General features: G+C 64.8%; 28 protein-coding genes. 13 read left to right on the plus strand and 15 right to left on the minus strand.

Annotated elements, in window-relative coordinates:
• Positions 1 to 82 precede the first annotated feature (82 nt).
• The 4 genes from WN72_RS23500 (at position 83) to WN72_RS23515 (ending at position 4,331) form a co-directional block, all read left to right on the plus strand.
• The gene (locus tag WN72_RS23500; protein ID WP_028146300.1) at positions 83 to 565 is read left to right on the plus strand and encodes a tripartite tricarboxylate transporter TctB family protein; all 483 of its coding nucleotides are present in this window, start codon (positions 83 to 85) and stop codon (positions 563 to 565) included.
• Between the two features lie 11 nt (positions 566 to 576).
• The gene (locus tag WN72_RS23505; RefSeq protein ID WP_092216273.1) at positions 577 to 2,118 is read left to right on the plus strand and encodes a tripartite tricarboxylate transporter permease; all 1,542 of its coding nucleotides are present in this window, start codon (positions 577 to 579) and stop codon (positions 2,116 to 2,118) included.
• Positions 2,115 to 3,122, plus strand: a complete 1,008-nt coding sequence (locus WN72_RS23510; protein ID WP_092216274.1) for a 4-hydroxythreonine-4-phosphate dehydrogenase PdxA — start codon at positions 2,115 to 2,117, stop codon at positions 3,120 to 3,122. Before WN72_RS23505 ends, WN72_RS23510 begins: the two co-directional genes overlap by 4 nt.
• Positions 3,123 to 3,308: 186 nt before the next feature.
• A complete protein-coding gene (locus WN72_RS23515) occupies positions 3,309 to 4,331 on the plus strand; it encodes a L,D-transpeptidase family protein (protein WP_167380837.1) in 1,023 nt (340 codons plus the stop codon).
• On the opposite strand, the gene WN72_RS23520 is transcribed toward WN72_RS23515, so the two are convergent.
• From WN72_RS23520 to WN72_RS23565, 11 genes are all read right to left on the minus strand, one after another.
• Entirely contained in the window at positions 4,310 to 5,317 is a 1,008-nt protein-coding gene (locus WN72_RS23520) for an ABC transporter substrate-binding protein (RefSeq protein WP_092216276.1), read from the minus strand. The genes WN72_RS23515 and WN72_RS23520 overlap by 22 nt on opposite strands.
• The gene (locus WN72_RS46985; RefSeq protein WP_244553750.1) at positions 5,314 to 6,162 is read right to left on the minus strand and encodes an adenylate/guanylate cyclase domain-containing protein; all 849 of its coding nucleotides are present in this window, start codon (positions 6,160 to 6,162) and stop codon (positions 5,314 to 5,316) included. Before WN72_RS46985 ends, WN72_RS23520 begins: the two co-directional genes overlap by 4 nt.
• Positions 6,102 to 7,409: a cache domain-containing protein gene (locus WN72_RS46990; RefSeq protein ID WP_244553751.1), complete on the minus strand. Its 1,308-nt coding sequence runs from the start codon at positions 7,407 to 7,409 to the stop codon at positions 6,102 to 6,104. Before WN72_RS46990 ends, WN72_RS46985 begins: the two co-directional genes overlap by 61 nt.
• 21 nt (positions 7,410 to 7,430) lie before the next feature.
• On the minus strand, positions 7,431 to 8,447 hold the full coding sequence (locus tag WN72_RS23530) for a SphA family protein (RefSeq protein ID WP_244553752.1): 1,017 nt from the start codon (positions 8,445 to 8,447) through the stop codon (positions 7,431 to 7,433).
• A 51-nt stretch (positions 8,448 to 8,498) separates the two neighbouring features.
• The gene (locus tag WN72_RS23535) at positions 8,499 to 9,929 is read right to left on the minus strand and encodes a DUF1254 domain-containing protein (protein ID WP_092216369.1); all 1,431 of its coding nucleotides are present in this window, start codon (positions 9,927 to 9,929) and stop codon (positions 8,499 to 8,501) included.
• A gap of 29 nt (positions 9,930 to 9,958) precedes the next feature.
• Positions 9,959 to 10,984, minus strand: coding sequence for a DUF1254 domain-containing protein (locus WN72_RS23540; protein ID WP_092216277.1), 1,026 nt, complete (start codon positions 10,982 to 10,984; stop codon positions 9,959 to 9,961).
• A gap of 12 nt (positions 10,985 to 10,996) precedes the next feature.
• Positions 10,997 to 11,938 (minus strand): HlyD family secretion protein, encoded by a 942-nt coding sequence (locus WN72_RS23545; protein ID WP_092216278.1) that lies wholly within the window; start codon positions 11,936 to 11,938, stop codon positions 10,997 to 10,999.
• Complete coding sequence (locus tag WN72_RS23550) at positions 11,938 to 12,177, minus strand: DUF3302 domain-containing protein (protein WP_092216279.1); 240 nt, start codon at positions 12,175 to 12,177, stop codon at positions 11,938 to 11,940. Before WN72_RS23550 ends, WN72_RS23545 begins: the two co-directional genes overlap by 1 nt.
• Before the next feature lie 13 nt (positions 12,178 to 12,190).
• Positions 12,191 to 13,174: an HAD family hydrolase gene (locus WN72_RS23555; protein WP_092216370.1), complete on the minus strand. Its 984-nt coding sequence runs from the start codon at positions 13,172 to 13,174 to the stop codon at positions 12,191 to 12,193.
• Positions 13,175 to 13,293: 119 nt separating this feature from the next.
• Positions 13,294 to 15,000 carry an arylsulfatase gene (locus WN72_RS23560; protein WP_027557914.1) on the minus strand — a complete coding sequence of 569 codons (1,707 nt, stop codon included), beginning with the start codon at positions 14,998 to 15,000 and terminating at the stop codon, positions 13,294 to 13,296.
• A 10-nt stretch (positions 15,001 to 15,010) separates the two neighbouring features.
• A complete protein-coding gene (locus tag WN72_RS23565; RefSeq protein ID WP_092216280.1) occupies positions 15,011 to 16,024 on the minus strand; it encodes a formylglycine-generating enzyme family protein in 1,014 nt (337 codons plus the stop codon).
• Positions 16,025 to 16,504: 480 nt separating this feature from the next.
• Here WN72_RS23565 and WN72_RS23570 point away from each other — a divergent pair, with 480 nt between their 5' ends.
• Positions 16,505 to 17,491 (plus strand): helix-turn-helix domain-containing protein, encoded by a 987-nt coding sequence (locus tag WN72_RS23570; protein ID WP_092216281.1) that lies wholly within the window; start codon positions 16,505 to 16,507, stop codon positions 17,489 to 17,491.
• A 52-nt stretch (positions 17,492 to 17,543) separates the two neighbouring features.
• On the opposite strand, the gene WN72_RS23575 is transcribed toward WN72_RS23570, so the two are convergent.
• Together WN72_RS23575 and WN72_RS23580 are read right to left on the minus strand one after the other, a co-directional pair.
• On the minus strand, positions 17,544 to 17,687 hold the full coding sequence (locus WN72_RS23575; protein WP_244553753.1) for a VOC family protein: 144 nt from the start codon (positions 17,685 to 17,687) through the stop codon (positions 17,544 to 17,546).
• Between the two features lie 260 nt (positions 17,688 to 17,947).
• On the minus strand, positions 17,948 to 19,024 hold the full coding sequence (locus tag WN72_RS23580; protein WP_028146299.1) for a methyl-accepting chemotaxis protein: 1,077 nt from the start codon (positions 19,022 to 19,024) through the stop codon (positions 17,948 to 17,950).
• Positions 19,025 to 19,307: 283 nt separating this feature from the next.
• Between WN72_RS23580 and recJ the strand changes: the two genes are divergently transcribed.
• The 3 genes from recJ to WN72_RS23595 all read left to right on the plus strand — a co-directional run bounded on the left by recJ (position 19,308) and on the right by WN72_RS23595 (position 22,917).
• A complete protein-coding gene (gene recJ / locus WN72_RS23585; RefSeq protein WP_027557917.1) occupies positions 19,308 to 21,149 on the plus strand; it encodes a single-stranded-DNA-specific exonuclease RecJ in 1,842 nt (613 codons plus the stop codon).
• A gap of 64 nt (positions 21,150 to 21,213) precedes the next feature.
• The gene (locus tag WN72_RS23590; protein WP_167380826.1) at positions 21,214 to 22,023 is read left to right on the plus strand and encodes an SDR family NAD(P)-dependent oxidoreductase; all 810 of its coding nucleotides are present in this window, start codon (positions 21,214 to 21,216) and stop codon (positions 22,021 to 22,023) included.
• Between the two features lie 96 nt (positions 22,024 to 22,119).
• A complete protein-coding gene (locus WN72_RS23595; protein WP_027557919.1) occupies positions 22,120 to 22,917 on the plus strand; it encodes an aldolase in 798 nt (265 codons plus the stop codon).
• A gap of 6 nt (positions 22,918 to 22,923) precedes the next feature.
• Here WN72_RS23595 and WN72_RS23600 read toward each other — a convergent pair whose 3' ends face one another.
• A complete protein-coding gene (locus tag WN72_RS23600; protein WP_092216282.1) occupies positions 22,924 to 24,153 on the minus strand; it encodes a lytic murein transglycosylase in 1,230 nt (409 codons plus the stop codon).
• Positions 24,154 to 24,277: 124 nt separating this feature from the next.
• On the opposite strand from WN72_RS23600, the gene WN72_RS23605 reads away from it, so the two are divergent.
• From WN72_RS23605 to WN72_RS23615, 3 genes are all read left to right on the plus strand, one after another.
• Positions 24,278 to 24,532, plus strand: a complete 255-nt coding sequence (locus tag WN72_RS23605; protein ID WP_027557921.1) for a hypothetical protein — start codon at positions 24,278 to 24,280, stop codon at positions 24,530 to 24,532.
• A gap of 61 nt (positions 24,533 to 24,593) precedes the next feature.
• Entirely contained in the window at positions 24,594 to 24,845 is a 252-nt protein-coding gene (locus tag WN72_RS23610; protein WP_027557922.1) for a hypothetical protein, read from the plus strand.
• 84 nt (positions 24,846 to 24,929) lie between these two features.
• On the plus strand, positions 24,930 to 25,118 hold the full coding sequence (locus WN72_RS23615) for a hypothetical protein (protein WP_027557923.1): 189 nt from the start codon (positions 24,930 to 24,932) through the stop codon (positions 25,116 to 25,118).
• Between the two features lie 33 nt (positions 25,119 to 25,151).
• Here WN72_RS23615 and WN72_RS23620 read toward each other — a convergent pair whose 3' ends face one another.
• Entirely contained in the window at positions 25,152 to 25,682 is a 531-nt protein-coding gene (locus tag WN72_RS23620) for a MarR family winged helix-turn-helix transcriptional regulator (RefSeq protein WP_027557924.1), read from the minus strand.
• A gap of 54 nt (positions 25,683 to 25,736) precedes the next feature.
• Between WN72_RS23620 and WN72_RS23625 the strand changes: the two genes are divergently transcribed.
• Both WN72_RS23625 and WN72_RS23630 read left to right on the plus strand, forming a co-directional pair.
• Positions 25,737 to 26,216: a carboxymuconolactone decarboxylase family protein gene (locus WN72_RS23625; RefSeq protein WP_027557925.1), complete on the plus strand. Its 480-nt coding sequence runs from the start codon at positions 25,737 to 25,739 to the stop codon at positions 26,214 to 26,216.
• Between the two features lie 21 nt (positions 26,217 to 26,237).
• Positions 26,238 to 26,741, plus strand: a complete 504-nt coding sequence (locus tag WN72_RS23630) for a cupin domain-containing protein (protein ID WP_027557926.1) — start codon at positions 26,238 to 26,240, stop codon at positions 26,739 to 26,741.
• The last annotated feature ends 5 nt before the right edge of the window (positions 26,742 to 26,746 follow it).

Raw genomic sequence — 26,746 nt, forward strand, 5'->3', positions numbered from 1 at the left:
TCTCCCTGGGGTTATGGGTCCCGGCGTTCGCCGGGACGACGCTTAGTGGTGGGTAAAACACGCCATTCGACTGGAGCCCTCGATGATCTCGCGCCGCGCGCTTGAGCTTGCGACCGCCGCTCTCACCGGCAGCTTCGGTGTCGCCGTCGTCATCTCCAGCCTCGACAACGGCATCGGCTGGTCGAGCGCGGGCGTGGACGCCGGCACGTTCCCGTTCCTGACCGGCATCATCATCGTCGCTGGCAGCCTCTACAATCTGGTGCGAGGCGTGCTGCCGGTCGCCTCGCTCGCCAACGTCCCCATCGCGATCACGGGAATCGAGCTGCGCCGGCTCGCCGGGCTGTTCGTGCCGGCTGCGATCTTCGTGGCCGCGATCCCGCTGCTCGGCATGTATCTCGCCTCGGCGGGGTATGTCTTCGCAGTGCTGGCGATCCCAAGACACCAATCCCTGCCGCGCGCGCTCGCCATGGCGGCGGCCACGGCGCTCGCGCTCTATGTGGTGTTCGAGCGCATGTTCCAGGTCAGCCTGCCGCACGGCGCGCTCGCCGTCGCGCTCGGCTTCTGACGGAGGGGCGGATGGACAATCTCCAGGAGCTCCTCCACGGCTTCACCATCGCGGTCACCATGCCGCATCTGCTCCTGATGGCGGTCGGCGTGCTGCTCGGCATTCTCGTCGGTGTGCTGCCGGGACTGGGCGCGCCCAACGGTGTGTCACTGCTGCTGCCGCTCACCTTCGGCATGCAGCCGGTGTCGGCGATCATCCTGCTCTCCAGCATGTATTGGGGCGCGCTGTTCGGCGGCTCCGTCACCTCGATCCTGTTCAACATCCCCGGCGAGCCGTCCTCCGTCGCAACCACCTTCGACGGCTACCCCATGGCGCGCGACGGCCGGCCGACCACGGCGCTCGCGACCGCCTTCGGCTCGGCGGCGTTCGGCGCGCTGATCGGCGTCATCCTGATCACCTTCCTCGCGTCCTGGGTGGCGCAGGTCGCGCTCGCCTTCGGGCCGCCGGAATATTTCGCGGTCTATTTCCTGGCCTTCGCCAGCTTCGTCGGCATGGGCGGCGCGGCGCCGATCAAGACCGTCGTGGCGCTGGCGATCGGCTTTGCCATCGCTGCGATCGGCATCGACACCGTCTCCGGCAGCGTGCGCCTCACCATGGGCGTGGACGAGCTGGTGAAGGGCGTGAACTTCGTTGTCGCGGTGATGGGCCTGTTCGGCATTGGCGAGCTCTTGGTCGCGGTCGAGGAGGAGTTCCATGCCCGCGCGGTCTCCTCCAAGATCGACTGGCGCGAGGTGTTCCGTGCGGTCGGCCGGCTGCCGCGCCACAGCGTTGCGCTGCTGCGCAGCGCCGCGATCGGCTGCTGGATGGGGATCACGCCGGGCGGCCCGACCGCGGCGTCCTTCATGAGCTACGGCATCGCCCGCCGCTTCTCGCGCCGCGGTCGATATTTCGGCACCGGCGAGGTCGAAGGCATCATCTCGCCGGAGACGGCCGACCACGCCGCCGGCACCAGCGCGCTGCTGCCGATGCTCTCGCTCGGCATTCCCGGCTCCGCCACCGCCGCCGTCATGATGGGCGGCCTGATGATCTGGGGCCTCAATCCCGGCCCGATGCTGTTCGTGGACCAGAAAGACTTCGTCTGGGGCCTGATCGCCTCGATGTATGTCGGCAACATCGTCGCCGTCGCGCTGGTGCTGCTGACCGTGCCTGTGTTCGCCGCCTTGATGCGGATTCCCTTCGTGGTGATCGCGCCGCTGATCGTCATCATCTGCGTCGTTGGCGCCTATTCGGTGTCGAACTCCTATCTCGACGTAGTCATGATGCTCGGCTTCGGCATTGTCGGCTATCTCTTCAAGAAGCTGTTCTATCCCTTGGCGCCGCTGGTGCTCGCGATCGTCATCGGCGACAAGGCCGAGGATGCGTTCCGGCAATCGATGCTGATGTCGAAGGGATCGCTCGGGATCTTCTTCGCCAACAAGCTGGTGACCTGCCTGATCGTGGGCGGCATTGCGCTGCTCCTGCTTCCGCTTGCCTTGCAGCTCGCGCGCCTGTTTCGCAAGCCTGCGCTATCCGCCAATGAGACGACGACTGCTCAGGAGAAGGTGATCATATGACCGCAAAGCCGCTCATCGCGCTGGCAATGGGAGATCCCGCCGGCATCAGCCCAGAGCTGACTGCGAAGCTGGTGGCTCAGGACGATATCCGCGCCCGCTGCCGCCTGGTCGTGATCGGCGACCGCCGCATCTTCGACGAGGGCGCGCGCGTCGCGGGCGTCACACCGGAGCTGACCGGAGTGGAGCAGGGCGCCAACTTTCGCGCGACACAGGGCGATGCACTGTTCCTTGACCTCCGCCATCTCGATCCCAGAAATGTCGAGCCGAAGACCGCGACCCTTGCCGGCGGCAAATTCGCGCTCGCCAATTACCGGCACGCGCTCGAGCTTGGCCGCGACGGCCATGTCGATGCCGTCTGCTTCACTCCCTTCAACAAGCAGGCGATGCGGCTTGCCCGCGCCGAGTATGACGACGAGATCGCGTTTTCCGCAGAGGTTGTCGGGCTCAGGACGCCTGCAAGCGAATTCAACGTGCTGGACCGGCTCTGGAACGCACGCGTCACCTCGCACATTCCGCTGAAGGACGTCGCCGCAAACCTGTCCAGCGAGCGCATCCACCGTGCGCTCAAGCTGACCGATGCCTGCATGCGCAACGCCGGTTTCGCGCGGCCGCGCATCGCGGTCGCCGGTCTCAATCCGCACGCCGGCGACGGCGGCAATTTCGGCCGCGAGGAGATCGATGTGATCGCGCCCGTGGTCGCGGCCGGGCAGGCCGAGGGCATTGCCGCCGAGGGACCGTTCCCGGCCGATACGGTATTCCTGCGCGCCAAGGCCGGCGCCTTCGACGCGGTGCTGACGATGTATCACGACCAGGGCCAGATCGCGATGAAGCTGATGGGGTTCGATCGCGGCGTGACCCTGCTCGGCGGCTTCCCATTCCCGATCTGCACGCCCGCGCACGGCACCGCCTACGACATCGCAGGCCAGGGCATCGCATCGATCGGCGCCAGCCGCGCCGCATTGCTGCTCGCGGTCGAGATGGCGGCGCGCCGCGCGGCGCTCTGATATCTCGCCGCAGGACGCGACCTCATCCTGAGGGCCCGCCGTGGGCGGGCGTCTCGAAGGATGCGCCGCAGATAACTCCGCCCGGGAAAAACCGGAAACTTCTGCCCTCGCGCCGAGTTGCCATTTCGGTGAGTGTCTCCATCCCGGAGCTGGCAGATGGGCGGTCGCGTGTTGCGAAGGACAGTGATGGGCGCCTGGTCGGCCGGCCGCGCCCGCGAAATCTGCCTTGTTCTGGCCCTTGCGCTGAGCACGGCGCCTGCATTCGCGGCCGAGATCAACCCCGCCGCCATCGATTCTGCCGAGCCCTCGAAGAAGAGTCTCTCGAACGAGAAGCCGACGCCGGCGGGCGTGCGTCTGCAGGTCCTGCTCGACAGGGCGCATTTCTCGCCAGGCGAGATCGACGGCAGGTTCGGCGAGAACGCGAAGAAGGCGCTGCGGGCCTATGCCGAAGCCCGGCAACTGCCGAGCTCGGACAACCCGACCGAGGAGGTCTGGAAGGCACTGCGGGCGGACGACCGGCCGGTGACGCTGACCTACACCATCACCGAGCAGGACATGGCGGGCCCGTTCCTGAACAAGCTGCCGTCGAAGATGGAGGACATGAAGGACATCCCGAAGCTTGGCTACACCAGTCCGCGCGAAGCCCTCGCCGAGAAGTTCCACATGAGCGAGCGGCTCCTTGCCGCGCTCAACCCCGGGCGACAGTTCGACCGGGCCGGCGACACCATCGTCGTCGTCGACACTGCGAGCGCAAGCGAGGAGGCACCCGCCAAGGCCGACAGGGTCGAGATCGACAAGGTCAGGCAGACCGTCAAGCTGTTCGACAAGTCGAATGCGCTGATCGGGTTCTATCCGGCAACCGTCGGGAGCGAGGAGAAGCCGTCGCCTTCAGGTACGCTCAAGGTCACGGAAGTCAGCAAGAATCCGTTCTATCGCTACAATCCCGCTTACCGCTTCAAGGGCGTCCATTCCAGTAAGCCCTTCACCATCAAGCCCGGCCCGAACAACCCGGTCGGCACGGTCTGGATCAACCTCTCCGCCGAAGGCTACGGCATTCACGGCACGCCGTCGCCGGACAAGATCTCCAAGGCCGAATCCCACGGCTGCGTGCGCCTCACCAATTGGGATGCCGAACGCGTTGCCGGGCGCGTCGCGAAAGGAACGCCGGTCGCGTTCGTGGATGATCACTATCCGACCGCTGCCAGGTAGAGCTGCGTATCGAAATAATCCGACGCGCGCACGGCATTGGTGACACCGGCGTCCGTCATGAAGAAGTCGCTGACCTGCTGCAACCATTTCGCGACGGTTCCGTCCGCGTAGAGCCGCCGCCATTCACGCGCGGAGTAGAGTTTTTGCGCCTTGAAGGCCTCGGTGAGATCGGCCGGACGCGACCGCCTGTAGTGGGCCTGGAGCGCTTCGGCCGCGGCGGCCGGGTTGCGCACCATGTGGTCGTTCGCATCGACCCAGCCACGGATGATCCGGCTCAGGACCTCCTTGTTTCCGGCATAATAATCGGTCCGCGCCGCCCAGCCGCCGAGCACGGCCGATTGTGGATAGAACGCAGAGGCATCCACCAGCTTGACCGCCTCGGGCAGCGCTTCGCGCACGGCGACGTTGAACGGCACCCAGAGCGCGACGGCTGGCACCTCGCCGGCGATGAACGCCCCGACCGCATCCGGCATGCTCGAATTGACGATCTCCACCTCGGACGGATTGATGCTGTTGGCGCGCAGCGCCCGGTCGAGGAAGATGTGCGCCGTGGTCTTCATGGTCGTCGCGATCCGCTTGCCCCTGAGATCGGCGAGCTTGGTCACCCCGAGCGACGGCCGGCCCCAGAGCTGCGCGGTCGCAACCTCGATGTCGTTGATGAGAAAACCCCGGCCGCGACCGAGCGCAAGATAATTGGAGATGACACCGCCGGCCGAGACGACCTCGAGCTCTCCGCGCATCATCGCCTCGAAGACCTCGGGGCCGGTGTTGAACTCGTGCAGCTCGAAATCGATGCCCTCGCGGTCGAACGAGCCGCGATCGAGGCCGGTCCAGATATGACCGTCCACCGCGACCACGTGGAGATAGCCGAGCCGGAGTTTCGTGCGGGCCTGCGCAATGGCCGGTGCCGCGAGCCCGACCGACGCGACCGCCAGCGCGGCGCCCCGGCGCAACAATTGCCGGCGACTGGGCTCGCGAATGCTCATGCCGCCGCCCCCTGGGCCGAGGACCGTATTCGCTGGGCATGAAGCAGCGCGACGGAGTCCTTGGGATAGTCGTGCAGGAATCCGGAGAGCCGGACCCGGGCCGTCTCGGCCGAACCGTCCTGGGCGATTGACGCGAACACCTCGTCCCAGCGGCGGCACATCGCAATCTCGGCCTCGCCCGCCTGCGCCAGCTCCCCGCGCAGCTCGCTGACCTCGATCGGTTCGGCAAACCCCTTCGGGGTGATGTTGTCGACGCTGCGGAACAGGAACGCATGGCCCACGCGGGCACGAACAGCCGAGCTGACCAGCACGCGCGTGCCGTAGCTCTTGTTGAGGCCTTCCAGCCGTGACGCCAGGTTCACGGTGGCGCCGAGCGCGGTATAGTTCATCCGGTCGCTCGAGCCGACATTGCCGACCACGGCATCGCCGACATGCAGGCCGAAGCGCGTGTCATAGGGCGGCCAGCCCTCGCGCCTAAAGTCCTTGTTGAGGGCCTCGTTCGCCGCGAGGCAGGCGAGAACCGCGCGGCAGGCATTGGCGGTATGATCAGGATCATCCGCGGGCGCATTCCAGAACGCCATCACGGCATCGCCGATATATTTGTCGACCGTGCCCTGGTGCCGCATGATCTCGTCCGACAGCACCGCGAAATAGCGCGAGGTGTAGATCATCACCTGCGACGGGTCCGCGCGTTCGGTCTTGGCCGTGAAGTCGGCGACGTCAGTGAACAGCACGGTGACCTCGCGCCTGGAGCCGCCGAGGCGGAGTGATGAGCCGGTCTCGATCAGCTGCCGCACGATCGGCCGCGGAATGAAGCTCGCAAAGCTGCGGACCACGCTGCGCATGGTGAAGACCGAGCGGCCGAGCTCCTCGACTCGGCAATGGCGGAGTGGATGCGAGGCCGTTCCGCGATGTCGAAACGCTGGATCGCATCGGTCTCCTCGACCAGCTTGCGCAGCGGCTGCGCCATCCGCGACCCCAGCCAGAACGCGAACGGCAGCGTCGCGCCGACGAAAGCCAGCGCCAGCGCGAACAGCGTGCGCCGCTCATTGATGATCCGGGCGTAGAATTCATCGAGCGGCGCGAACATCGCGAGCCGCACATTGGCCGAGCCGGTCGTATCGAGCCGGTGAACCGCAGCGATATAGGTCCGGCCCGCGGCATCCGTGAAGAATTGCTGGGCCGGCCCGCCGCCGCGCCAGGAGCGGATGATCGGCACCAATGCAGGAAGCCTGAGCGCGCCGATCTGCGGCAGGTCGTCCTGACGCTCCGGGATCTCCGCCATCAGGCGGTTCATCTCGGGATGGCCGACGATGCGGTCGGCATCGTTGAACAGGAAGGCGAGCCCGGATTGGCCGAGCTTCTGCTCCGCCAGCATGTCCTCGAACCGGTTCAGCAGCACGTCGCCCGCGACGACGCCGCGGCGGCCTTCCTTCAGCGGCGTTCGCAGCGTGTAGCCGGGCTCGCCGGTGGCGTAGAAGACGTAAGGCCCCGTCAGCAGCGTCTTGTCGTTCCTGAACGCCTCGACATACCAGGGCCGCTGCCGTGGGTCGTAGCCGGCAGGGCCGGGGACCTCCGCGACCTCGATGAGGTTTTCGGACAGATATTGCGTGACCGGGGCGCTGCCGGCCGTGCGCGAGATCACGACCAGCCGGAATTTCGCATCCTCATCGACCTTCAGGCCCGCCCGGAACGCCGGCTTGGCGCGGTCGATCACGTCCATCTCGATGAAAGAGCCGTCCTCGTAGCCGACATAGAGATTGAAGAGCTGCGGGTTGTTGCGCAGCATCGCCGCCATCAGGCTGTATAGCCGCGAATTGTCCGCGATGTCGGCCTCCTGGATCGGCGGCATGCCGGACAGGACGTCGAGATTGTCGCGGACATTCTTGAACTGCTCGTCGACATGGTCGGCACCGAGCTGCGCCACCTTCTCGATGAAGCCGGAGGCGGCCGTCCGCGTGATCGAGGTCACGCGCTCGAAGCTGAGATAGACCAGCGTCAGGCCCACGAGCAGCACCACGCCCACGAACACCGTGATGATCGATGTCTGGAAGCCGATGCGAAACTGCCGCTTTGTCTTCTCTCCCGTCATCGGAGCTGCGTGACGCCTCCGTCAGTATTTTCGAACGATCGGCTTCGTCGCGGCCGGCGCGGGCGCTGCCGGCGAGACCGAGAAGGTGACCCAGGTCGACCAGCTGTTTGGCCGGTTCTCGGTCTCGAGGTCCTTGTAGCCGCGGATGTTGAGATAGCCCTGATAGCCGTCGGACATCGGGATCATGAAGCCGATCTGCGGGCCGATGCCGACCGACATGCCCCTGAAACCGCCGAGCTTGGCGCCGGGGCCGCTGTCGTCGGTGATCTGCTGGAAGTAGTAGCCGGTGAGCCCGACATGGACGTTCTTGCTGACGAACTGCGAGGCGGCCCAGTCGAGATGGAAGTCGATGCCATTCTGGTACTGCAGCGCGCCGTTCATGAAACTATAGGTGAGGCCGCCGACGACAGAGAATTCGTGGCCGGTCTTCGGATCGAGATAGGTGTAGCCGGCGCCCGCATCGATCGCCGGGAAGCCAAAACTCAGATTCGCGAGCCGGCTGGAATCATAGGTGCCGCTCGGGATGTTGCCGGTGATGTAGACCAGCTCGTTGTGGACGCCCTGGTTCCATTTCAGCGTGCCCTGGTAGAACACGTCGGTCAGCGTGGTGCGGTTGTCCGTGGCGCTGCCCGAGATGGCATTGCCGCGTGGCCCGGTCAGCGTCGCATCGATGCCGACGCCGATGTTTCCCGGCGCGGTGAGCACGGTGAAGCCGGCCTGGCCGCCGAGCACCGGCATCGCCGAGGTGTAGGTGATACCCATCACGAGCACGTCGGCATGAGCCTTGAGGCCGGCGGTCACCGATCCCGGGATGCCGCCGCTGGTGACGAAGTTCTGCCCGGCCCCGGCTTTTTCGTTGAGGTGAATGTACATCGTCGAATAGGCCCATCCCGGCGTCACCGGCACGGCGGCGAGGCTGCCGAAGATGCCTGGAAGCCAGAAGCTGACGCCGCCGGAATCGGCGAGGGCAGGCTGGGCGGCGAAGCCGGTGAACGCCATTGCGATGCCAAGCGTGGCGCTGCGAAGCTGTCCCGTCATGTCATTCCCCTCACGCTTGTCGTAGCCACCAATCCACGTCCCACGGTCCCGCTACTTCGTGGCGCCTCCGACGGTCGTCGCGAACCGTTCGACGTCAGGTAGCTTCCAGCTCTTCGCGAAGAGTTCCTGCTTCGGCCCGTAAAGGCGGAACATCAGCTCGAACTTGCGGGCGGGGTCGGTCGGGATCCAGTTAGCCTCCTGGCCGGCGGGCGGCTTCGGCCCGAGATAGAGATCGACGGACCCGTCAGCATTTCTGTTCACGTTGGCATTGTTCGAAGCGCGACTCGCGCGGTCGACGTTCTTGATGAGCGCGTGCGTGTCGCGATCATAGGCCGTCAGCGACCAATACTGCTCGACCGGCACATCAGGCGGAACGTGCAGGCGATACGTCGTCGCGCCGTCGTAGCTCTGGCCGTCTCTGTCCTTGATGTTGATCAGGTAGAACTGGCCTGCACCGAGCCGTTTGATGCCGATATAGGCGTACGTATAGGTAATGCCCCGCCAATCGACCGGATAGGCGTCCGGCTCCTCGAATTCAGCCGCCGCCGCCTTGAGCAAGTCGGGATGCGCCGGAACGGTCCAGTGCGTTCCCTCGAAGAACGGAGGCAGACCGGCGTCGTATTTCGCCGCCATCCATGCACGCGCTTCGACGATACCGGCTGCGAGGGCCTGCTTCACCTTCGCATCGGGCGCGAACGCCTTGCCTTTCTCGATACCGATCGCGCGCAACTGATCGATCATCGCGCGGTCGCGTGGAAGCCACGGCTCGCTCTGCACAGCGCGGTGGAGATTGACGAAGAAGCTGTCGTCGTAGCGGATCGTCGAGTCGAACACGACGTCCTTGACATCGGTAAAGACCGTCTGTGGCGGGCTGGATGCCTGGGAAATCGGATAGATCTTGATCTGCTTGCCGTAAGCGATGGAGTTCGCCACGTCGGCATCGCCATGGCTTTTCATGTTCGAGCGGAACAGGGCGTAGCTTCCAAACGTGTTGGGCTGAAGCGGCTCGAAGCCTGCGGGCACCTGGCCCGTGAAGCCGGGCGGCAGCATCACGAGCTTGACGCCGGCCCCCTTGTCGACGCCGAGCAGGCCTGCGTCTTCCAGCGGCTGCTGCCAGGCATTGACGATGTTGGCATTGAGGGAGCCCGCAGCGCCTGCCGGCGGAATCTCGATCACGATCGGACCAGCATCCTTCGTGTTGAGGAACGCCATCAAGTAGAGCGTATCTGGGTTCGGCGTCAGCGTCTGGTTCTTCCAGTCCAGCGGCTTGCCCCAATAGATCACCTGGTTCACCTTGCCCGGCGTCTTGGTCAGCATCTCCTGAAGCATGAGGTCGTAGTTGACGATCGGCATTCCCCAGATGACGGCCTCGACGGCGCGGGCTTGAGCCCGGTGCGCAGTGAGTTCATCCAAGGAGTTCGACTGCGCATTCGTGCCCATGGTCAACATGACGGCGAAAGCGGCAACGATTGCACGCTTCATGACAGCCTCCAGGGTATGCATAATGTCGCTCATGATCCGCCCACCGCCTGCGGTTCGGGGAATTTCCACTTGCTGTTCAGGATTTCGGGCCGCGGCCGGTAGAGCCGCACCGTGTAGTTCCAGCCCTTCATGATCGGCAGGCAGTTCGGGATCTTGCCGTCGCAGCCGCCGAACTGCACAGCGACGGAGCCGTCAGCAGATTTCGCCGCGGTGATGTTGTTGAGCGAATACGCGCCGTATGGGTTCTTCTCGAAGTAGCCCTCGGCATTGTAGAGGCTGATCGACCAGAAACCGTCAACCGGCACGTTGCCGGGAACGGTCAGTTTGTAGACCGTGGTGCCGTCGTTCCTTTCCGGATTGAAGCTGAGATAGGTGGCTTCCTTGTCGGGATTGCCGCCCCATCCGGCTGCGGTCCCGATCAGATGCTTGACCGGATCGACCTGCTCCTTCGATCCGAACGCATTCTTGAACCCACCCGTCGTTGCAGCCAGCACCAGAAGGGCATCCCGGACCTTCTTCTGGCTGCCGGCATCCCAGTTCGGAATGTCGAATTTGCCCGGAGACTTCTGGCTGATCCTAACCGCGTCCTGCAAGGCGTGGACTTTTTCGATGTCCTTGGGATCGTTGGGGTCAACCAGCGTCCGCAGCGCGATCATGACGTAGCGCGTGCCGACCTTGTTCTTGTCGAATGTGTAGCTCCCCGCGCCATATTCGACCTTGCCGACGACGTAGTTGTCCTCGTTGATCACCTGCATCGACCGGAATCGCTTGCCTGCATCCGGTAACGTGATCGTCGCGGGGCCGGCGTCGAGGTCGAGGACGACGGTCGAGTACAACGTGTCGCGGTTGGACCGGATCACCATCTGCTTGTTGATCTGAATCGGTTCGCGATGGTGAAACAGCTTTCCGATCCCGCCGGCATCCTTGACGCCGTTGCCGAAATAGAGATCGCTCTCTGCGCGGCCAAAATTGTCGACCGTCACCGGGACTTGCGATTGCGCATGCGCGGCAGGCGTGAGGAGAAGGAATGAAGCCGTCATCAATGCTCTTTTCATGGCGCCTCTCGCTCAGAACGGATTGACGTAATTCAGTATCGCGACCTGCCGCAGGATCACGCGACGCACGACATGGGTCGGCTTGACGTGGTCGGTATAGATCGCGGCCGTGCCGGCGCTGCCGGCCGGCAAACGTCTGACGAAATCGGCATCGTCGAGCTTGACGCGAACGACGAAAGGCGCGGCCTCGATCGCTTTCGGCATGACGGCCGTGCCCGACGTCTGGGTCTGTCCCGGCGCAATCGCCTGGAGCACGCTCTCGACCTTGCCGGCAAAAATCTGCCCGGGCGCGAATTTGAAGGTCGCCTCGACCTCCTGGTCCGGCGCGACGTAACGCGCATCGATCTGGTTGATCTCGACGCCGATGATGGTGGAGGAGGTGTCGATGAAGGCCATCACCGGCGACAGCGGCAAATTGGCGACGCGCGCGCCCTTGCGCAGCGCAAGGTTGGTGACGTAGCCGTCGGTGGGCGCACGCACCACGGTCTTGTCGAGGTTCCACTGCGCGGCCTCGAGTTGGCCGGAGAGCTGGTCCGCCTCGGACTGGCGCTGCTCGACATCGAAGCCGCGGCCGGCGTCGCGCTCGTAAAGTTGCGTCATCTGGCCGAGCCGCGTCTTGGCGAGCTTGAACTGGGCGTCGATCGCCTTGACCTGGGCGGCGTAGGGCGTCGGATCGATCTTGAACAGCACGTCGCCGGATCGGAGCGGCACGTTGGCGGCGACAGGGACGTCGGTCACTTCGCCGGCGACGTCAGGCACGATCGAGACCGCATTGCGCACGACCAGCGCATTGCCTTGCGGCGCGCCCCATCCCATCGGGATGAAGAGACAGATCAGCACGATCGCCATGACGATGAAGGGCGACGCCTTCCAGAACAGGTTGAAGCGCACGACGCCGAAGTGCACCAGAAGAAACAGCAGCACCAGGTAGGTGTTGAGGATCGCGACGGCCATCACGCATCTCCCGCCTTGCGCGCGGGCACGTCGAGATAGGCCCAGATGAAGGCGATCGGCCACAGCGCGAAGCCGAAGAACAGCGTGATCCAGCCTGCGACGGTCACGGCCTGCGCATGCGGATGGTTGCGCGACTTGGCAATGTGCCCTGGCAGCCAGCCGGCGATGCAGACGACGCCGATGGCGCTGGCGAGCAGGATCACCAGCACGATCCAGGCGAAGATGTCGTAGCCGCTCATGACGGCCGCCTCGTCATTGCAAGGCCCCTGTGTTGCTATGCTCGAACGCGAACACCGTCTTCCAGTCCTTGGCCATATCGACCACGGTCCAGCCACGCTGCACCGCTTCATCCCAGGCCTTGTCTAGCTTTCCGATTTTGGATCGCCGGTCGTAGGCATATTCGCGGGCTGAATCGGTGTGATGGACGATGCCGAGGAAACGAGCGCCAGGCTCGGCCGCGGTCCATTGCAGCATCTGCTGGTCGCCGTCCGAATTGCCGAAGGCGAGGATCGGGCGACGACCAATGAAGCGGTTGATGCCTGACGGCTTGCCGGGGCCGTCATCGATGAATTCGACCTTGGGCAGCTTCGTCAGGAGAGGACGTCCGTCGGCGCCGATCTTGAATTGCGTGACGCCGGACGAGCCGACGACTTGCTCCGGCGGAATGCCATAGGCTTTCTCGGCCCACACCCGCATGAATTCGACACCACCGCCGGAGACGATGAAAGTCTTGAAACCGTTCGCGCGCAGATAGGCGAGCAGCTCGACCATCGGCTGATAGACCAGTTCGTTGTAGGGACGGTCAAAGCGCGGGTGCCTGGCCTGCGCGAGCCAGCCGGCTACCGATACGGCATAGTCATCCGTCGTCATGCCGCTATGTGCGGCCGCGATCAACCCCAGCAAGCCCTTCTCGCCCTGCGAGGCGAGGCCTTCCTTGTCACCCGAGAGGAATGCCTTGAACGGTTGCTGATGCCTCCATTCAGGATGCTTCGGCGCCAACGCCTTGACACTGTCGAGGCCAAAGGCGAGCTGGAAGTAAACCGGCTGCTCGCACCACAACGTGCCGTCATTGTCGAACACAGCAATACGCTCGGCAGGTGGCACGAAATCCGCGCCGCCTTGCAACGTCACGCGCGTGACGAAATCGGTGATGGCCTGCTTCGCCGCGCCGTCGTTCCAGGATGGCAAGGGATCGGTCTGGGCCGATGCGCGCGATGCTCCGACCGAGACGAGCATGACGACGGCCAGGACGACGCGGTATGACTTTCGCGACGCGATGGCGCGCCATTGCGACCAAGACGGCCGGATGCGCTCTTCACGATCCGACCGTTGCATCTCCCGCCATTCCGCCACCGTCAGTTACTCTGCGCGGCTTCGAAGCTACGTTGCATCTTCTCCTGGAGTTGATCGATGCTAAAGCTCGAAGGCCGCTGGCTGGGCGGAAACTCCTTGAAGGTTGCAAGGAATTGACCGACGATTGCAGGGCCGGCAATGAGGACGCCGGCAGCGTCCGACATCAGCCAGTCATAGTAGGTATTGGACGTGATATCGGCGCGTTCGTAAGGATCGGACCGCAGGTTAAAGAATTTCGGGACACGGAGCTTCGTGAACGGCTCGGCCCAGATTCGCATCGTTCCCGTCGCACGCTGTTCCTCGAAAACGACCTTCCAGTTCTCGATGCGCGCCGCGACGAGGTCGCCGTCATCGTTGAAGTAGACGAATTCCTTGCGGGCGCTGTTCGGCTGTTGACCGGTGAGGTAGGCGAGCTGGCTGTAGCCGTCGAGATGGACCTTGTAGGTCTCGCCGCCGATCTGATAACCGGTCAGCAGCTTCTGCTTGACGTCGGCATCGCCTGCTGCGGCGAGCAGCGTCGGCATCCAGTCGAGACCGCTGACGATCTCGTTCGACACGGTGCCGGCAGCGATGCGGCCGGGCCATCGGATCATGCAGGGAACGCGGAACGCGCCTTCCCAATTGGTGTTCTTCTCGCTGCGGAACGGGGTCGTGCCGGCATCCGGCCAGGAATTCTGGTGCGGTCCGTTGTCGGTCGTGTAGATCAGGATGGTGTCGTTGGCGATGCCGAGATCGTCCAGCGCCTTCAGGATCGTTCCGATCGTCGCGTCGTGCTCGATCATTCCATCCGCATATTCTGTCCGGGACGTCAGCCCGGGCTTGTCGCGATGCTCGGGCCGGACGTGCGTGCGGAAATGCATGCGGGTGGAGTTGAACCAGCAGAAGAACGGCGTGTTGGCCTGGGTCTGCCGCTTGATGAAATCGATCGCGGCAGCCGAGGTCTCGTCGTCGATCGTCTCCATCCGCTTCTTGTTCAGCGGGCCGGTATCCTCGATGGTCTGCTTGCCAACCCGTCCGAAGCGTGGGTGCTCGGTCGGATCGTCGCGGTCGCTGGCCTTGCAGCGCAGGACGCCGCGCGGTCCGAATTTCTCCAGGAAGCCGGGATCGCGCGGATAGAACCGGTTCTCCGGATCTTCCTCGGCGTTGAGGTGATACAGATTGCCGTAGAACTCGTCGAAGCCGTGTACGGTCGGCAGGTACTCGTTGCGGTCGCCGAGATGGTTCTTGCCGAACTGGCCCGTGGCGTAGCCAAGCGGCTTGAGCAATTCGGCGATCGTCACGTCGCGTGACTGGAGGCCGACGGCGGCGCCGGGAATGCCGACCTTCGACAATCCCGTCCGCAGCGTGCACTGGCCGGTGATGAACGACGATCGCCCGGCGGTGCAGCTCTGCTCGGCATAATAGTCGGTGAACATCATGCCTTCTTTGGCGATGCGATCGATGTTCGGGGTGCGATATCCCATCACGCCGAAAGAATAGGCGGAGATATTGGTCTGGCCGATATCGTCACCGAAGATCACGAGGATGTTCGGCTTGCGGCCGGACGACGTCTGCGACGGGTTGGGCGCTGGGGCTGCTTTCTGGGCCTGCGCCATGGCCTCGGACGTCAGGGCCGCGGCGGCGACGATGGAGGATGTTCCAAGCAGCAGATGTCTGCGATCGATCGGTTGACTGGACTGGTTGTTCTTGTTCTTCAACTCGCTGCTCATGCGATGCTCCCTATGTTGCAGCAGATCCTTCTTGTTCGCGGTGAGTGACGGGAGGCATCCGCACCACGCAGCGGAAGCCGACATGGCTGGTCGAGGTGTCGATCGGCTCGGCATGCCGCGCGGCGGGACGATAACGGCGGCAATAGTTCGGCGCGCAGAGATGCGAGCCGCCCTTCAGAACCTTGCGCGGAATGCGGATGTCCGGTTGACATGGATCAAAGCTCGCATCCTCGCGGCCGCCGCGCGGATTGCTTGGGATGCAGCAGGGTTTTGCAGCCTCGGCCGTGTGCCGCGCCGACCACCAGTCGGATGTCCACTCCCAGACATTGCCGATCATGTCGTAGAGGCCGTAGCCGTTGGGCGGGAAGGCCATGACCGGCGAGGTACGTGCGTACCCATCCTCGCCGAGATTCTGGACGGGGAAGTTTCCCTGCCAGATATTGGCCATGTGCTTACCGCCCGGCATCAGCGCATCGCCCCAGGCGAATTCCTCGCCCTCAAGGCCGCCCCGCGCGGCAAACTCCCATTCGGCTTCCGTCGGCAGCTCCTTGCCGGCCCAACGGGCATAGGCCGCCGCATCGCTGTAGGAGACGTGCACGACCGGATGATCGTCGAGGCCCCTGATGTTGCTGCCGGGACCGTAAGGATGACGCCAATTGGCGCCGCGCATGAATGACCACCACTGGCTCCAGTCGGTGAGATCGGTGATGCGCGGCAGCGGAGAGAAAACCAGTGATCCCGCGTAGAGCATCTCCTTCAGGGCGCCTGGATAGTCCTTCGGATCCGGAACGATCTGGGCTTCAGTGACATGGCGTGTCGCGTTGACGAATTGCTTGAACTGCCGGTTGGTGACCGGCGTGCGATCGATCCAGAAACCGTCGACGGCGACCCGATGGCTCGGCGCCTCCTCGGGGTAATGATGGTCGGATCCCATGCGAAAGGTTCCGCCGGGAATGAAGAGCATCTCGCCGGTCTTTGCATCGTCCGGCAACCACTCGCGATGATCGAGGTCCGCCCGCAACATGGTGGAGCTGACGCTACGGCGAAGGTTTTGGCAGGTGCCGACGACGGCGCGTTGTCCGGTACGCTGGACGCATTGTCTGGTCCCCTCTTTCTCGACGCTCGGGGAGACGAAGACGCGTCATTGCGTCAAGATCTCTTTCCTTTGCGCGCAGGGCTTCCACCACGCGGCAAAACGCCACCGCGTGCGCCCTGCCATCGACAGAGCGCTTCCGATTGAGATCGCTGAGGTTGCAAACGGTATCCGAAGAATGGGAGGCTGTGATGTGCAGTTTGTGCCAGTACGCTGAAGCAGCGGCTGAGACTTAACGCCCCATGTCACAAATCGCAGCAACTCGCGCTGAATACGGCAATCTCGCTCGCCGGATTTCGATAGCGTTTGTATCAAAACGCGCAGGCGGGTTGTCGCACCCATCTCGCGTTGTGGTGGTATTTCGCGGCCGCCTGCCGCAGAATTGTCGCGCTTGAGTAACAGAGTGCAGCCATGGGGCAGTTCCTTCTGGTTGATTCGCGTAAGCTCGACGGTTTCGAAGGACTTCACCAGGCCGTCCACGGCTCGCATGTCGACGTGATGCAGCTCGGACGCGGGCGGCTGCGGGGAACGTTGTCGCATGTTGGTATCGGCGACTTCTCGCTGAGCATCGGCACCTTCAACGTCGGCATGCGCACGCAGCGCGTCTCCAGCGACGACAAGCTGATCATCGGGATGCTGCTCGCGGCTGAGGAGCGCGTTGCGCACTGGTCGTTCGACATGCAGCTCAACGACGTGCTCGTGATCCCGCCGCTGCTCGAGCATGACGGCGTCTTCCATGGCGCGTCCGCTTACGCCGCGATGCGCTTCGACCTCGATGGAGTTGCCTCGCTGTTCGGCGGCGAGGCGCGGCTGAGCGATCCCGACACCTGGCGCAGCCGCAGCCATTTTAAGGCGGATCCCGAGAGCGGTGCGATTGCCTCGCGTCGCCTGGTCCGGATCATGTCGCATCTGCGGACGAACACGGAGGGCTTGACGCCCTCGACCGCCGAGTTCTGGAAACGGGCGATTGTGGAATGCATGGCGGCCAATGTCATGTCGTCACTGCCGCCTGACCACAGCAGCTGGCTGCCTTCGGCGCGACGGCTGATCCGCAGGGTTGAGGATTATCTCGACGAAGCCGGCACGCGCCCGGTGCATGTGTCGGAGATCTGCGCGGCATTGAGCGTATCGCGGCGCACCTTGCACCGTGCCTTTCAGGAGGTATTCGGCCTCGGTCCGGTCAGTTTCCTCCGGCACAAGCGGCTATGCGCCGTTCATTCCATCCTGCGCGAGAGCGCGCCCGGCTCAACCACCGTGGCGGCCGTCGCGATGGAGCAGGGCTTTTACGAGCTCGGCCGGTTCGCGCAATATTACTTTGCAGTGTTTGGCGAGCGCCCGTCGCAGACGCTCGGAATTGCCGCGTTGCGGGCACAACGAGCCGGGATCGCCAGGGCATAGCGCTGCCGCGGCTACTTCGGCGCGCGCGTGCCTAAGCGTTCGACGAGGCGGATCAAATAGCCATCGGGATCCTGGACCAGGAATTCGCGCTGCCCGATTTCGTCGTTGCCGACCGATCATAGGCGATCTCGAACCCGAGCAGGTCCTGCCAGAACGACAGGCTGACGTGAATGTTCGAGATGCCGAGTTCGGGCACCAGATCGGCAACGCCGTCACGAGGTGCGTTCCCTTGCTCTCGGAGGTGGCGCGGGCGACAGGGTCGAGAAGGGGTGGCTTGGTCATCAGACGCGAACAGCCTCGGCTGCCAACGGCGCCATCATCGCATCATGCCGGTGTTTTGCCCGACGTGTCAAACGGCCTTGCCCGACCTCTCAAATGGCAAATGAAAAATCGTCATGAAAACGACCCTTCCGCTACTGTGCATGGGGTTGTTTTCACGATCTGGGTTGAACAGGCTCACACCCCGCAGACGATCACGCCGTACCAGCCGAGCCCGCGATAGGTCTCATAGCCAGGCGTCGCGTGGAAGGCGATCATCGTGCCGGTCCGGTCGTGGTAAAAGCCGGAGCGCTGGCCGTTCAGCGAGAGCGAGATGCGCTCGCTGAGGATGCCCTGGCCGTCGGAGGCGGCGATCACGCGGAAATTGGAGTCGACCAGCAGCACGCGGGCCTTGTCGCTGTCGCCGACGCGGACCCCTTGCACGATCGCACGGGCCTGCGGCTCCCAGTCGAAATGGATGGCGAGCACGCCGATCGGCGCGCCGTGGGCCTCTCCGCCGGCACGGACGCTGGCGCAGTAGGTCGCGACCTGCGCGTTGCCGAGCAGCGGCTGGTTCTCGACATCGCCGGCGACATAATCGTCGCCGGAGCGAAGGGTGCGCGCCTCGCGAAACCACTTGGTGTGGGCGACGTTCTGGCCGACGACACGAAAGCGGTCGGTGCGGCCGTTGGCGATGACGTTGCCGTCGAGGTCGCAAAGCCAGAGGTCGAGATAGACGGTGTAGGCGCCGAGGATGACGCCGAGCCGCTGCGAGGCGTAGGTGACCGCGGCCGGAGCAGGGGAGGCCGCGCAATCGACCACGGCGGAATCGGTCGCCCACCAGCGCACGTCGCAGGTGCGCTCATAGAGGTTGCGGTCGATCAGCTCGACCGCGTTGAGCGACAGATCGACCATGCGCTCGCCGCGCGAGCGCTGGCTCATGCGGTCGATCGAGGCGACGAGATCGCCGGTGCGTTTCGTCAACTGGGTCTCGAGCTCGCGTGCGATGGTCTCGACCTGCTGGCCGACGCCGCGCACCTCCTGCGCCACCACGGCAAAGCCGGCGCCTTGCGCGCCGGCGCGCGAGCTCTCGATCAGCGCGTTCAGCGCCAGCATCTTCATCTGGTTGGTGATCTGCTGGATCGCCTTGGTCTTGTCGACCGCGATCTGGTTGACCTCCGCGGTGAGGCGGTTGATCAGCGCGGAAATGTCGGAATCGTCGTCGGCGGGTTCGTTGGAAACGGGCTTGGCTTTGAGACCCAGCGCAGCAGACATCGGGGAGCTTCCCTTGGCAATGAGGCCTGATCTGCAATGAACCCGGAACAACAACTCACAGATCGAATACGATTCTTTTTCGAGGATTCCGCCTAACGCCTGCTTAATTTGCTGTTTTGCGGATTGCCCAAATGATAGTCAGTCCGCGCAGCAAAGCGGCAATCCACCGCTTTGTGCGGCGGGGACATTGCAAACACCAGGGGATTCCCGGTCAATCGTCATTGTCGGCCGATCGCCGCATCGCCCTGTATCGGGTCCGCGTTCCTCAAGCCAGTTTCGATCCATGACACCGCCCGCCACCACCTTGCCGACCGAGATGCCCCAGGCGTTCCTGGGCGTCGCGCGCTCGCTCACCGACAAGCTCTGGCGCGACCGGCTGGACGCGCGCGGGGCGGCCAAGGCGCTCGCCATCGTGCAGCGGCACCAACTGCCGGAGCTGCTGGCGCGGGTGCTGGCGGGCCGCGGCGTCGACATTGACGCGGTCGCCGACTTTCTCGATCCGACCATCCGGAAGCTGATGCCGGATCCGTTCACCGTGACTGAGATGGAGGCCGCGGCGAAGCGGATCGCGGACGCGGCGGCGAGGGGCGAGAAGGTCGCGATCTTCGGCGACTACGACGTCGATGGCGCCACCTCGGCGGCGCTGCTGGCCTGGCATCTGCGCCATTGCGGGCTCGATCCGCTGATCCATATCCCTGACCGCATTTTCGAGGGCTACGGCCCCAACACCGAAGCGGTTCGCGGACTGGCGGCCAAGGGCGCCACGCTGCTCGTCACTGTCGATTGCGGCACCACCAGCATCGAGCCGCTCGCCGAAGCAAAACGCCTCGGCATGTCCGTGGTCGTGATCGACCATCACCAGGCCGGTGACGAGCTGCCGGAGGTCGATGCGCTAGTCAATCCGAACCGGCTCGATGATCTCTCGGGTCTCGGCCATCTCGCCGCCGTCGGCCTCGTGCTGGTGACGCTGGTCGCGGTCAATCGCGAGCTGCGCCAGCGCGGCTTCTGGAATTCCGAGATGCCAGAGCCCGATCTGCTGGGCATGCTGCATCACGTCGCGCTGGGCACGGTCGCCGATGTGGCGCCGCTGATCGGCCTCAATCGCGCCTTCGTCGCCAAGGGTCTGATCGCGATGCGACGTCGCGACCATGTCGGCCATACCGCGCTGATGGACGTGGCGCGGCTCAACGGCCCGCCGGAGGCTTGGCATCTCGGCTTCATGCTGGGTCCGCGCGTCAATGCTGGCGGCCGCATCGGCCGCGCCGATCTCGGCGTGCGGCTTTTGCTGGAAGGCGACAGCGTCGAGGCCGCGCGGATCGCCGCCGAGCTCGATCGCCTCAACAGCGAGCGCCGCATCATCGAGCAGGCCGCGGAAGCGCAGGCGGAAGCCGAGGCGCTGGCCTCGATCGGGCTGGAGGATAAGCTCGGCGTCATCGTCACGGCGTCTGAAGGGTGGCATCCCGGCGTGGTCGGCCTCGTCGCCTCGCGCCTGAAGGAGAAGTTTTCGCGGCCCGCTTTCGCCATCGCGCTCGAGCCCGGCGGCATCGGCACCGGCTCGGGCCGCTCGATCGCCGGCGTCGATCTCGGCAAGGCGGTGCGGCAGGCTGTGGCCGACGGCATCTTGCTGAAGGGCGGCGGCCACGCGATGGCCGCCGGCGTCACGCTGCGGAAAGAGAAGCTCGCCGAATTCCGTGCCTATCTCGAGACCGCGCTGGCGCAGGACGTCGCCGAGGCGCGCCACGTCAATGAGCTCGATATCGACGGCGCGGTCTCCGCGCGTGCGGTAACGACGGAGCTGGCGACGACGCTCAATCGCGCGGGGCCGTTCGGCAGCGGCAACCCGGAGCCGGTGCTGGCGCTGCCGGGGCATCAGCTCGTCTTTGCCGACGAGGTCGGGCAGGCGCATTTGAGGCTGCGTTTTAAGTCGGGCGACGGTTCGATCGTCAACGGCATCGCATTCCGCGCAGTCGGCCAGAAGCTCGGCAATGCGCTACTCGCCAATCGCGGCCAGCAACTACATGTCGCGGGATCATTGTCGGTCGACCGCTACCAGGGCGCCGAGCGCGTGCAATTCCGCGTCCTCGATGTCGCGCTACCGGACCAGGGGCCATCCGTGATCAGATAACGCAAGACCCGGCGCGATTTTCCGGCAAGATCATGCCGCAACGACAAAAATGAAGGGAGTGAACATGGCAGGGCAGGTTGAGGGCAAGGTCGCGCTGGTGACGGGCGGCGCGTCAGGTATTGGCGAGGCCATTGTCGAGCTGTTCGCGCGCGAGGGCGCCACTGTTGTCATCACCGATATCGACGAGCTGCGAGGCCCCGAGCTCGAAAAGCGCGTCACCAAGGCAGCCGGCAAGGCGATCTTCCTGGAGCAGGACGTCACCAGCGAGGAGCGCTGGATCGAGATCGTCGCCGAGATCGCGAAGCGCTACGGCCGGCTCGACATCATGGTCTCCAATGCGGGCATCGGCATTGCCGTGCCCTCGATCGTCGACATGACGCTCTCCGACTGGCGCAAGCAGAACGCGATCAACCTCGATGGGGTGTTTCTCTCGGTCAAGCACTGCCTGCCCTTGATGCGCAAGACCGGCGGCGGCTCGATCGTGATGATGTCTTCGCTCGCGGGCTTGCGCGGTGCGCCGGGGCTCTCGGCCTATTCGCTGACCAAGGGCGGCGTGCGGCTGTTCGCCAAGTCGATCGCGATGGAGTGCGCGGCAGCAGGTGACGGCATCCGCGTCAACTCCGTGCATCCCGGCATCATCGACACGCCGATCTGGGGCAAGATTCCGACCGGTGCGGCCGGCGCCGGCCAGAATGCGCCGATCGATCCGGAGGAGCGTGCCAAGGTCGCAACTCCGCTCGGGCGCGCCGGCCAGGCCGCGGAGATCGCCTCCGGCGTGTTGTATCTGGCTTCCGATGCCTCGCGCTACGTCACCGGCAGCGAGCTCGTCATCGACGGCGGCATGAATGCCGGCGGAGTGCCGCGTCGAGCGTGAGACGCGCAGGGCAGGGTGGCGGTCGCGGGGGCTGACGTGCAGGCGCGGCCCCTGTAGAACGCTGACAGCTTCCGACCGACAGAGGTGTCCTTCGCCATGGCGCACAGCCTTCATTCGCCGTCTTCCGCGCCCGAGCCCGTCCGCTCGAACCGGCCGGACCTTGCCACCGATGCGATCCGCACCGCGCGCGAGGATCTCGCCGCCTGTTTCCGCATGGCCGCCCGCAACGGCTTTGAGGAGGGCATCTGCAACCACTTCTCGGCCGTCGTGCCGGGCCATGACGATCTCTTCCTCGTCAACCCCTATGGCTACGCGTTCCGCGAGCTGAGCGCCTCGAAGCTGCTGATCTGCGACTTCCACGGCAACGTGCTCGACGGTGAAGGCGTTCCCGAGGCGACCGCCTTCTACATCCACGCCGAGATGCACAAGCGCCTACCGCGCGCCAAGGTCGCCTTCCACACCCACATGCCCTACGCCACCGCGCTCTCGATGACCGAGGGCGATCCGCTGATCTGGGCCGGCCAGACCGCGCTGAAATTCTACGGCCGCACCGCGGTCGACCGCGACTATAACGGCCTTGCCCTCGATAACCGCGAGGGCGCGCGCATCGCGTCCGCAGTTGGCGATGCTGACATCGTCTTCATGAAGCATCACGGCGTGATGGTGTTGGCGCCGACCATCGCGGAAGCCTGGGACGATCTCTATTATCTCGAGCGCGCTGCCGAAGTGCAGGTGCTCGCGATGTCGACCGGACGCAAGGTGCTGCCGGTCGATCCCGCGATTGCGGCCGAGACCTACAGGCAGATGCGCGAGGGCGATTCCGAATCCGCGCGGCTGCACCTCGCCGCGATCCGGCGGCAGCTGGATGCGGAGGAGCCGCAGTACCGGCACTGAGGTCGCCTACGACCCCTGCCGCAACTTGGCCAGCACCTTCAGCCCGCCATAGCCATCTGCCGGCGTGATCCCCGCGCGCTGCTGAAAATCCTTGATCGCCTTCATGGTGTCGTTGCCGACGCGGCCGTCAGTGCCGCCGGTATCGAAACCGGCCTTGGTCAGGCGCGTCTGCATCTCCTGCACCTCGGCGAGCGTCAGCGCGCGCTCGGAACCGGGGAAGGGCTGGATGAAGGGCGGCGCGCCGAGACAGCGGTCGCCGAGATGGCAGATCGCCAGCGCGTAGTTCATCGAGGGATTGTAGCTCTTCACCGAATAGAAGTTCGGTCCGAGCAGGAACGTTGGCCCGCCCGCGACCGGCGTCCACATCTGTGCGGAGGCGTTCGGCTGCGGGAACGGCTGGCCGTCGGCGCGGGTGACGCCGGCCGACTGCCACGCCGCGTAGGTGCGGCTGCCGCTTGCCTCGCCGGACGCGCGCACCTCGTAGCCCCAGTGCTCGCCGCGATGCCATTTGCCGCGATTGACCAGATATTTTGCGGTCGAGCCCAGCGCGTCGTCGGGCTTGCCGAACGGCGAGACCTTGCCGTCGCCGTCATAGTCGATGCCGACATTGAGCCAGACCTCCGGCATCCATTGCGAATGTCCCATCGCGCCGGCCCATGAGCCCTTCATCTCCTCGGGCGTGCTCCAGCCCTTGTCGACGATGCGCAGGGCGTTGATCAGCTCGGTCTCCCAATAGGCCTTGCGGCGTGGCTCGTTCCAGGCGAGCGCGGCGAGGGAGGGAAACACCGGCGTCATGTGGTTCTGCTGCACCAGCGGATCGCCATAGGCGGACTCGACGCCCCACAGCGCCAGCAGCGTGCCGCGCTCGACGCCGAAATCGCGCTCGATCCGCGCGAGCAGCGCCTCGTTGTTCTTCAGCGCGATCTTGCCGTTGATGATGCGCCAGTCCGAGACGCGGCGGTTGATGTATTGCCAGACCTGCTCGTGAAATTCAGGCTGGTTGCGCATCTGCTTGAACACGCTCATGTCAGGCTCGACGCGTCCCATCGCGCGCTGCCATGTCGTGGCCGAAATGCCCTTGGCCATGGCGCGAGCGCGAAAGCTCTCGCGCCACTCGTCGAAGCCCGGAGGTGCCGCAAGCACATCCGCGGGCGAGGCGAGCAGAGCGGCTGCTCCGAGCGCGGATTTCAGCAGGGTGCGGCGGCTACGAAGGGACGAGGAATCAGCTTGTTTCATGGTGCCATTCTAGCCGGAAAATCGCGCAGGTGAGTCGGTTCCTGGAACGCCGGGAACAGCCCATTGGCCCGGAACAAACTGTCGCACTACCGCATTCCCTCCGCACGATAATGAGGAGGAGAAGATGAGGAAGTATCTGTTTGCTGCCGCCATGGTCACTGCGATCGCGGCCCCCGCATTCGCCGATGAAGTCGGCGTTCACGTCGGTCCGGTTGGCGCCGGTGTGACGGTGGGCCAGTCCCATGAATACCGCGACCGTGATCGCGACCGTACAACCGTCATCAAGGAGCGTGCGCCCGCCGATCGCACCACTGTGATCAAGAAGGAAGATGAATTCGGCAATCGCAGCAAGACCGTGATTCATCACGACAACGACTGACGGCGCAAGGCCCCGGCGCAACGCCGGGGCCACAATCTGTTCATCGAGCATTCGGGGTGGAATGAAGATACGCGCGCATGCGGAAAGCCATGTCGTCGAACTGGATGACGGATCGCAGTGGCAGATTTTCCCCGGCGATCTCGCGACGACGCTGAGCTGGAAGCCCGAGACGGATTTGCACCTGGAGCGATGCCGCGACCGGGTGAGTTCGCATGTGCTGGTGAATGGCGCCGACCAAAGCCGCGTGCGGGTGATCGCGGCGCACGAGACCTGGCCCGACGGCGAGGTTAAGAAAGTGTTGAAGGGCGACTAGGCCGTCCTTGCGCGGTCAGGATACCCCCAACTTTTGGACTGTCGCTTTACGGTCGGTTCGTTTCCGTCTGTGCAAGATACCCGCATGCGGGAGCTGTTCAGCATCATCTACGCCACCCCCTGGCCATTCGGCGCCGGGCTGCTGGTCGTGGTCCTGATGATCATTGCCGAGAACTTTGGCCGCGGCATTCAGGGTGATGGCGGCATCGGCGGCGATTTTTCGGATGCCGGCGGATGTGACGGCGGCGGTGGCGATGGAGGAGGCGGCGACTAGGTCTCGCCCCGTGATGCTGTGAGCATTGCGCAGCTAGCCCTCCTGCAAATCCGCTGCGATCCCTGCGAGCCACCGGCGAATGCTTGCCTCGGTCTTGGCATCGAGGCCGCCGGCAAGGCGCTTCTCCAGCGCGATCACGCGTTCCCGACACGCCTTCAGCAGCGTCGCGCCGCGCGACGTCAGCATCCACTGCTGGATACGGCCGTGGACGGGATGCGGCGTCATCTCAATGGCGCCGTCGCGTTCCAGGTTGCGAATGATCACGCCGACCGTCTGCGGGGTCAGGAAGGTGAGGCGGGCGACGTCTGCCCCCGACAGGCCCGGGTACGCGTTGAGCATCGTCAGCACCGCAAATTGGGGCGATGTCACGCCGAGGTCCGCCAGCGTCCGCTCCATCGTCAGGCGGACCGCGGCGTGAGCCTGGCGCAGGAGATAACCGAGATAGCCTTGCTCGCCGCGCTTGCCCTCGCCGGGAGCGGGCACGCGAACGGTGCCTTCGTCGGCAGACATGGGCGTCTTGCGCGCGGTTTTCGATCTTGTGATGCCGGCAGACTTGCGTGACATGTAAGAGCTCTTATAAGATGTAAGTGCTATTACAATAACACGAGGTGAACGGCAATGTCTCACGCCCGCAGTGAATACGAGGATTTCAAGCGGATCGCGCCCGATGCGTATGATCTGGTGCTCGCACTGGGCCAGGTGGCGGCCAAGGCTGGCCTCGACAAACAGCTGCTCGAGCTGGTCAAGCTGCGCGCCTCACAGATCAATGGCTGTGCCTTCTGCGTGCAGCATCATGTCTTGTTGTCGGAGCGGATCGGCGTGCCCGCCGACAAGCTCCATCTGGTCGCGGTCTGGCGCGAGGCACCTATCTTTTCCGCGCGTGAGCGGGCGGCGCTCGCCTGGGCTGAGGCGCTGACCCTGCTGCCGGACGGCGTCGGCGAAGACGTCTACGCGGAGGCGAGCCGCGAGTTCTCCGAGACGGAGTTGACGTATCTCACCTCGGCGGTCGCCTCGATCAACGTCTGGAACCGTTTTGGCGCGGCATTTCGCTGGACGCCGGCGAAGCGGCCGGTCGCGGCGCATGCCGCGGCATCCTGAACGCAACGAGGAGAGACTGTCATGTCAGCAATGGATTTGGCCACCACGCTGCGCCCGGTGCCATCGCGCGCGACGGCGCTGGCCGTCGTCGGCGGACTTGCCTGCGCGCTTGCGATCGGCAAGGCGCTGCCGGTGACGATGGACACCGTTTCCAGCGCCCTGGCGCCGCTCTGCGCCACCGCCGCGGGGAGCTCGCCGCTCGACAAGGTCGAGCCGATCGGCTCCTACGCGCTGCCCAACGTGCCGGGCAAGCGTGTGACGATCGTGCGCGTGTTCTACGGCCCCGGCGGGTTCTCGCGGCCGCATCGCCACGCGGGGTCCGTCACGGCCTACATCACCAAGGGAGAGATCCGCTCCCAGCTCGGCGGCGGCCCGGTCGAGACGTTCGGCGTCGGCCAGTCCTTCTTCGAGCCGCCGGGCTCCACGCACCTGGTCTCGGCCAATGCCAGCGCAACGGAGCCGGCGGAGTTGATCGCGGTGTTCGTCGCGGACGAGGGCGCGCAGCTGACGACGTATCTGGAGTGATTGGT

It is taken from the genome of Bradyrhizobium arachidis (assembly GCF_015291705.1).
Taxonomy (GTDB): Bacteria; Pseudomonadota; Alphaproteobacteria; order Rhizobiales; family Xanthobacteraceae; genus Bradyrhizobium; species Bradyrhizobium arachidis.